Source organism: Synechococcus sp. CC9616 (assembly GCF_000515235.1).
GTDB lineage: Bacteria > Cyanobacteriota > Cyanobacteriia > PCC-6307 > Cyanobiaceae > Parasynechococcus.
Map to the genome: position 1 here is coordinate 395388 of NZ_KI911558.1, position 6002 is coordinate 401389.

The window sequence follows — 6002 nt, forward strand, 5'->3', positions numbered from 1 at the left end:
CATCAAGGGTTTTGAGCTTGCTGGGTTTCTTGGCTGAAAACTCCAGCACCTCCTCACCATGGTCGTGGCCGTGGTCATGATCGTGATGGTCGTGGTATGCCATGAAGATCAATGCGCGTTGAAGCTTCCTAGCTGAGTTTCAGTGATCAAGCGTGAAGACAGTGACGCTTTAGCTGTTGCTCGTTGACCAGCGCATCAAAAACCCCGCCATTGCTGATAGGGATCACGATGCAGCGCATCAGCGATTTCGCTCCATCTGAGCACGTTCAGCAGATACATATTTCATTCAAATGATGTTTTGAGTTGGATCTTCTGCACAAGCTTGATCTGTATTGTCGTGCAGAAGAATGGTATTTGGTGACTAATAATCACAGTTGGCTGACGGGATTATTCCTTGTTGTTCGATTCCCAATGAAGCTTTGCCATTATTAAAGGAAACAATCCAGATGCTGTCATAATCTTGACTCCTCCACTTCGGCGGATTTTTTACGCCGAGGTTCTGAGCGATCTCATCAATCCTACTGTGTTTCCAAACCAAGAGGACAGTTCCTTTTTTTGACAGCACATCATCAGCAATTCCCTCATGATCATTTCCGCTGTAACTACTATTGATTTCCAGTTCATTTTTGATCGCTAATGGAGTGATTGTCTGAAACATTCTTGCATGGCTTGTGTGTTTGCCATTCCCTAATGAGGGAGCATAAACATGGTTAAATTTTGGAAATCTTTTGCGCAGTATCTCGGGAAGCTGCAGAGCGCGGTTTTGCCCTTCGCATGACAGGTTGTGGTTATTTGATGCCTTCTCTCCGTGACGGATTATCACGATAGACAAGTGATTGTTGGAAACGCCTTTGTCTGCCTCACGAGCATGACACGGAAAAAGACTACTGGTGACTGCCATTGCAGTAACACCATTCATCGCGAAGGAAAGGAGTAAGGAGCGCTGCATTGGCTCATATGTCATTTCACGCATGATGCCGAGCTTGGACCGTTTGTGCTGAATCGCCAGGCTTCACTGTCTGGATTGATTCATCAGGATCTCATCGCCACCATTAGTCCCAAGCTTGATAAAGCAGCGATGTTGCAGTCTTCACATTGCTTACATCAGCACTGATTTCTTACCCATTCAATCGGTTTGGTATCCCCTAGATCTACCGCTTTTTTCCAGTCTCTGCAGGCACCTTTAAGATCACCTATTATTTCTAAAATAATGCCACGATTTGTGTAAGCTATATAATAACTAGGACTTAGTTTAATTGCCTTCATGTAATCATCAATGGCACCTTTATAGTCCTTTAATTTGCCCTTGCTAATGCCACTATTGAAGTGGCTGGCTGGATCATTAGGGTCGATTTCTATTGCCTTAGCGTAATCAGCGATTGCCCCTTGATAATCCCCTAATATACTCTTAGTAATGCCACGATTGAGGTAGGATTCAGCATAACCGGGGTCGTACTGGATTGCTTTTGTGTAATCAGAAATGGCGCCATTAAAATCGTCTAATTTACGTTTTGCAAGCCCACGATTGTAATAGGCAAGGGCATATTTAGGATAAATCTCGATTGCCTTCGTCCAATCCGCAATGGCTCCTTTTAGATTTCCACTTTTTGCTTTATCAAGCCCTGAATTCAACAGATCGGTAGCATTCTGTGCATAGGCAGCCTGCGTTGACAGCAACCCTGCGCCAATTCCAAGAGCAGGTGTCAGCCCAAGCAGTAACGGGCGTCCTATTGGCATGAACAGAGCTAAGGCAGCAGCAAACGCAATCGTGGTGCGAGGCATCCTTTGCAGTGCATGGCTAGTCCATTTTTAGCTCTTATTGACAAGCACTGTCTATGTCTAATCTACAAATCAAAAACCCCGCCATTGCTGACAGGGTGGAGTGCATCTAAATCACCGCCATTGATTCAGCAACCAGCCTTACTCGTCCGCTCCTGTTCACCACCTTGGGAGAACATCGCTTCCATCGCTGCTGCATCTAGTTCAATATCAGTAAAAGCTCCACTTTTATCCATCTCTTCCAACTCTTCTGCAAGCTCATCGCGATCAAAGACATAACCCTCTTTTTTGCCATCCTTGATCACACGCTTCAATGCTTTTTTGGGCTCCAGGTTGAAGTCAACCAACAGATCAGCTTCTTCTGAATCCGTCAGTATTTCCCGGTAGGCAGCAATCTGCTCTTTGGTGTCACCGCCGTGCTCGTGATCATGGTCGTGCTCATGATCATGGTCGCCCGTAACAGCATCAAATGCCTCCATCCCCTCAAACTGCTCAGCACTGAGTTCAGGCTTGCCTTTGAACCGAGCGATCAAGCCACCCACCTTCTTCTTTCCCCAGCCCTTCTCCTCACCGTTGGCATTCAGATACAGCTTGCCTTTCTTCTCGTCATAGACCACATCCGCATCGGACTTCATCAGCTGCTTGAGTTCCTTCTTGCTGGAAGCAACCGCGAAGGATCCAGCCTCAATGCCATCAACAAGGATCAGGGCATCAGCATCGAGGGTTTTGAGTTTGGCCGGTCTCTTGGCTGAGAACTCAACAACCACTTCGCCATGGTCGTGTCCGTGGTCATGTCCGTGATGGTCGTGGTCGTGCCCCTTAGCCATGACGATCAATGCGCGTTGAGGCTTCCTAGCTGAGTTTCAGTAATCAAGCCTGAAGACAGTGACGCTTTCGCTGTTGCTCGTTGATCAGCTCATCAAAAACCCCGCCATTGCTGACGGGGTGGTGTGTGTGAGGTTTTGTCGGGAGATCGATCAGCACAATCAAACTGCCCTGTCTTTCCCTTGCGGGTTTTATATAACTTTCAGCCTTCATCACTTGGTCTCAGATATTTAGTCGTATGGGGCAATGCCGCTTGATCACTAACCTCGCCCTTTCATTCATCATCTCCTGAACAACACCATCAATCTCTAATCCCGCCCCGTCGTCATCACATAACGCCAGCCCAAATTCAGCCAACATCACACTACCAGCTAACCGCCCTGTGTCGCCCTTTCGGCGATTTATGTCTGGCAATCCTTTAAGTAATTTTCAAACATATTGATTACTTGATAGTAAGGGCTTTCCTGTTGATTATCATTGTAGCGTGCAGTCACTCTTTTCAGTGGATCTTCAAGCATGTAAGTGACAATCCATTGGGAATCTTTGCTCTGGTCTAGGTATTTCAAGAGAATTTTAGCTCTCTTTGTAACTTCCTCCGCGCATCGTCTTGCTCTGGCTTTGTCTAAGTTTAATCGATAGGTATTTCGATGACGAGAGGGCAAGCCCAAGCAACTAAAAATTATTCTAAAAAACTTGTTGACGTAGAAATTCCGATATGGACCTTGGTACGTGCCCTTGTATGGACCTTGGTAATCAATAACATTATTCAGAGAAGTTAAAATTGCATTTCGACCCTCATTGAAGTGCAAGATTAACTCTCTAATGATTCTGAATTCTTTGCCTAGGGGGTGTTTCTTCAACATTTGATTCACATAAGGGCGAACATAATTCATGTGCAGTCATCCAATTCTTTAATCTTACTCATTTTTAGTAGTTGTCACCACAACTCGGACACATTCACCATCGCCGTTCTGCCTTCAGATCACATCACCCGTTCGTGTGGTCTTGCTCGCTTGATACTCACCTGTTTGGGGGATTGGGTCCATCGCGCCATGCTCAGCAGCAGGCAGACAGCACAAATCACTACATATCAGTGAGTTGAGTAATTCATGCACGCTTAATGGCGTTCATCAGGTTGATATCAGGCTCTCTGTAAACCAGGCCATAGCAGTCATCGCTGGACTTGGTTACGCGAGAGCGTGGGTTCTTCTTGAGACAACGCTTTGCCATCTCTTCATCAGTGACAACGATGAGAACGTTGCCGTCGTGCATTACTTCGATTGATTCAATCATTGGTTCTGTTGTTTCAGTTCTTGGATTTGTCTGAGGATTAGTTTCACTTCCTCTCTTGTTTCAGCTTCCTCTATCTGTTTGTACAGCTTGAGGATGGTTTCTTCTTTCTTGGTCATGGTTAAAGGTTCAAAGGTTTAATCGCTACTGATGTGTGTTAGGTATATGAATGAGGGGGATTCTCAATAAAGTCTACTTGTTGAGAGTGTACCAATCAGAGGCCTGCTGATGCTGTGACCGATGCGGTGCATCAAAGAAACGAGTTTTCACACGTGTGAACACTCAGGTCAACGTCATCTCCCCGCACCAGTCGTCTCCTTGGCCAGTAATGAGGCCACGTTATTTTTGCAATCTAGCGAGTATGCATAGAGAATCCAGTGACAAACAAGGATCTCGGCTGATCGGTATGCCTTACCCCTGGCAGTAGTTCGCATTGAACTGTCACTGTGAACATCTGGCTGGCCAGCTGCAGCGCGAAGAGGTTCCCAGTCGCTGCAGAATCCCATTGCCAACAGAGAACAACATTGATATCCCCCTGGCTTTGGCGCTGATTTCTGGAGAATCAGAGGTGGGTATAGGGGTCTTTTGCGTCCCTGATACTACGATAATAGGCTTAACAAATTTATTTCATTTTTTATGAGGTCATTACTTGGAGCTATCGCAGCAATTTCAGTTATTAGCAGTCCTGCCTTAGCTCGCTTTGATACACCAGCATTCGTTAAATGTTCATTCAATGGCGTCATGGAAAGATGCAAGGTTGGCTTTGATACGGATCGAAGCTTTTACGTAGAATGGCTCAAGGACGGGCATTGGACTGTCTATCAATTTTCTTATTCCAAGGGTTCAGTTCTTGTCGGGAGCAAGACAGGCGACAACTGCGTGAAAGGCAACTTTTCATTGGTAAACGATGTATTTACTGTGACCACAAAAAATGGAGTTACAAAGTTATACCTACCAACCTGGAAAGCACGTCAAGTCTACGGACACGAAGCTCCAATGTACTGCGGATAAATAATTTTCCAACATACCTCAGCCCAAAATGATGTCTTCATGCATCATCAGTTCTTCCAGGCTAATCCTATGAAACTCATCCCACTCATCGGTGCACTGCTCTTGTCAGCGTCGCCGACTGCCGCTAGAGACTATCTGTATTTGAGGTGTAAATATTCAGTTGATATGGTGACTACCAATACAAAAACGTCTAAAATATCTGAAGACAGAACGATTGATGATAGAGCACTCCTTAAAATTGATTTCAAGCAGAAAACAGTTCTTGATGCGCGTTCTCCAGCCGCACTTGGCTATATGCTTCAAAATAAAACTATGACTATTATACAGAATATTGATGATGACGAAACGAAATTGAACGGTGTAGACAAAATAGAGTTGATGCCACCATATTCAACGTCTGGCACTGGAACTGCAATATTTAAATCTAAGAATGAAACCCGGACTTACAGCTATGAGGGTTCTTGCGAAGAAATTGATGCTTCAGTGTTTGATGAGGCTTTGAGAAAATGAAATTCCTCCCACTCATCGGGGAACTGCTCATCTCAGCAGTTCCAGTTCAGGCTTTTGAAACATTTGAGGAGTTATATAAAGCTTGTGAAGCTACAGAAGAAAACAATAATTTGTGCGTAGTTTCTGCACAACTCGGTGCTTCAATGATGATGGTGACTATGTTTTGTAACTTAGAAGCAAAAGGCAGGATTACAAAAGAGAATATAGATTTGACTTTGGATGAATGGAACTTTAATCAGGGTGGGAGTCCACTGTTGAATGAAGCAGTAGAGGAGACAATAAAAATGTACCCAGAATGTTCAATTAAACCTATACCCTAGTTGTCATAACAGTTCTTTCAGGCTGGTCCTATGAAACTCTTTCCACTACTTGGCGCACTACTTCTTTCAACAGCTCCAGTTCGTGCTTCTAAGACGTCTGAGGAGATAACGAAACCCTGTGAAACCTCTGAAGCAGCAAGGGAAGCTTGCTTAGCAAGTGGGTTCTTTTTTGCTGCGCTTAGTGGGTATACACTCCTTTGTGACTTAAGGGATACGGGTGAAATAACACCAAAGGTATTTGCTAGGAGAGAAAAAATTAGTAGAAAC

6 protein-coding genes are annotated in these 6002 nt (G+C 44.8%); 3 read left to right on the top strand and 3 right to left on the bottom strand.

From position 1 onward, the window contains the following. Positions 1-361: 361 nt before the first annotated feature. The 3 genes from SYN9616_RS0102350 to SYN9616_RS0102360 form a co-directional block, all read right to left on the bottom strand. A complete protein-coding gene (locus tag SYN9616_RS0102350) occupies positions 362-949 on the bottom strand; it encodes a hypothetical protein (RefSeq protein WP_037991194.1) in 588 nt (195 codons plus the stop codon). 155 nt (positions 950-1104) lie between these two features. Continuing rightward, positions 1105-1782 (bottom strand): tetratricopeptide repeat protein, encoded by a 678-nt coding sequence (locus SYN9616_RS14995; RefSeq protein WP_051410917.1) that lies wholly within the window; start codon positions 1780-1782, stop codon positions 1105-1107. 125 nt (positions 1783-1907) lie between these two features. Then, on the bottom strand, positions 1908-2606 hold the full coding sequence (locus SYN9616_RS0102360; protein WP_028951701.1) for a hypothetical protein: 699 nt from the start codon (positions 2604-2606) through the stop codon (positions 1908-1910). 2338 nt (positions 2607-4944) lie between these two features. Here SYN9616_RS0102360 and SYN9616_RS0102390 point away from each other — a divergent pair. The 3 genes from SYN9616_RS0102390 to SYN9616_RS17820 all read left to right on the top strand — a co-directional run. Continuing rightward, complete coding sequence (locus SYN9616_RS0102390) at positions 4945-5415, top strand: hypothetical protein (protein WP_037990606.1); 471 nt, start codon at positions 4945-4947, stop codon at positions 5413-5415. Further along, entirely contained in the window at positions 5412-5735 is a 324-nt protein-coding gene (locus SYN9616_RS0102395) for a hypothetical protein (RefSeq protein WP_028951706.1), read from the top strand. Before SYN9616_RS0102390 ends, SYN9616_RS0102395 begins: the two co-directional genes overlap by 4 nt. Positions 5736-5765: 30 nt before the next feature. Next, a partial coding sequence (locus tag SYN9616_RS17820; RefSeq protein WP_232199901.1) for a hypothetical protein occupies positions 5766-6002 on the top strand: 237 nt, incomplete at its 3' end.

Bases quoted from the DNA above. Each gene is read 5' to 3' on its own strand.
- SYN9616_RS0102395 (WP_028951706.1), top strand. From the start codon at position 5,412: ATGAAATTCCTCCCACTCATCGGGGAACTGCTCATCTCAGCAGTTCCA.
- SYN9616_RS0102390 (WP_037990606.1), top strand. From the start codon at position 4,945: ATGCATCATCAGTTCTTCCAGGCTAATCCTATGAAACTCATCCCACTC.
- SYN9616_RS0102350 (WP_037991194.1), bottom strand. From the start codon at position 949: ATGCAGCGCTCCTTACTCCTTTCCTTCGCGATGAATGGTGTTACTGCA.
- SYN9616_RS14995 (WP_051410917.1), bottom strand. From the start codon at position 1,782: ATGCCTCGCACCACGATTGCGTTTGCTGCTGCCTTAGCTCTGTTCATG.
- SYN9616_RS0102360 (WP_028951701.1), bottom strand. From the start codon at position 2,606: ATGGCTAAGGGGCACGACCACGACCATCACGGACATGACCACGGACAC.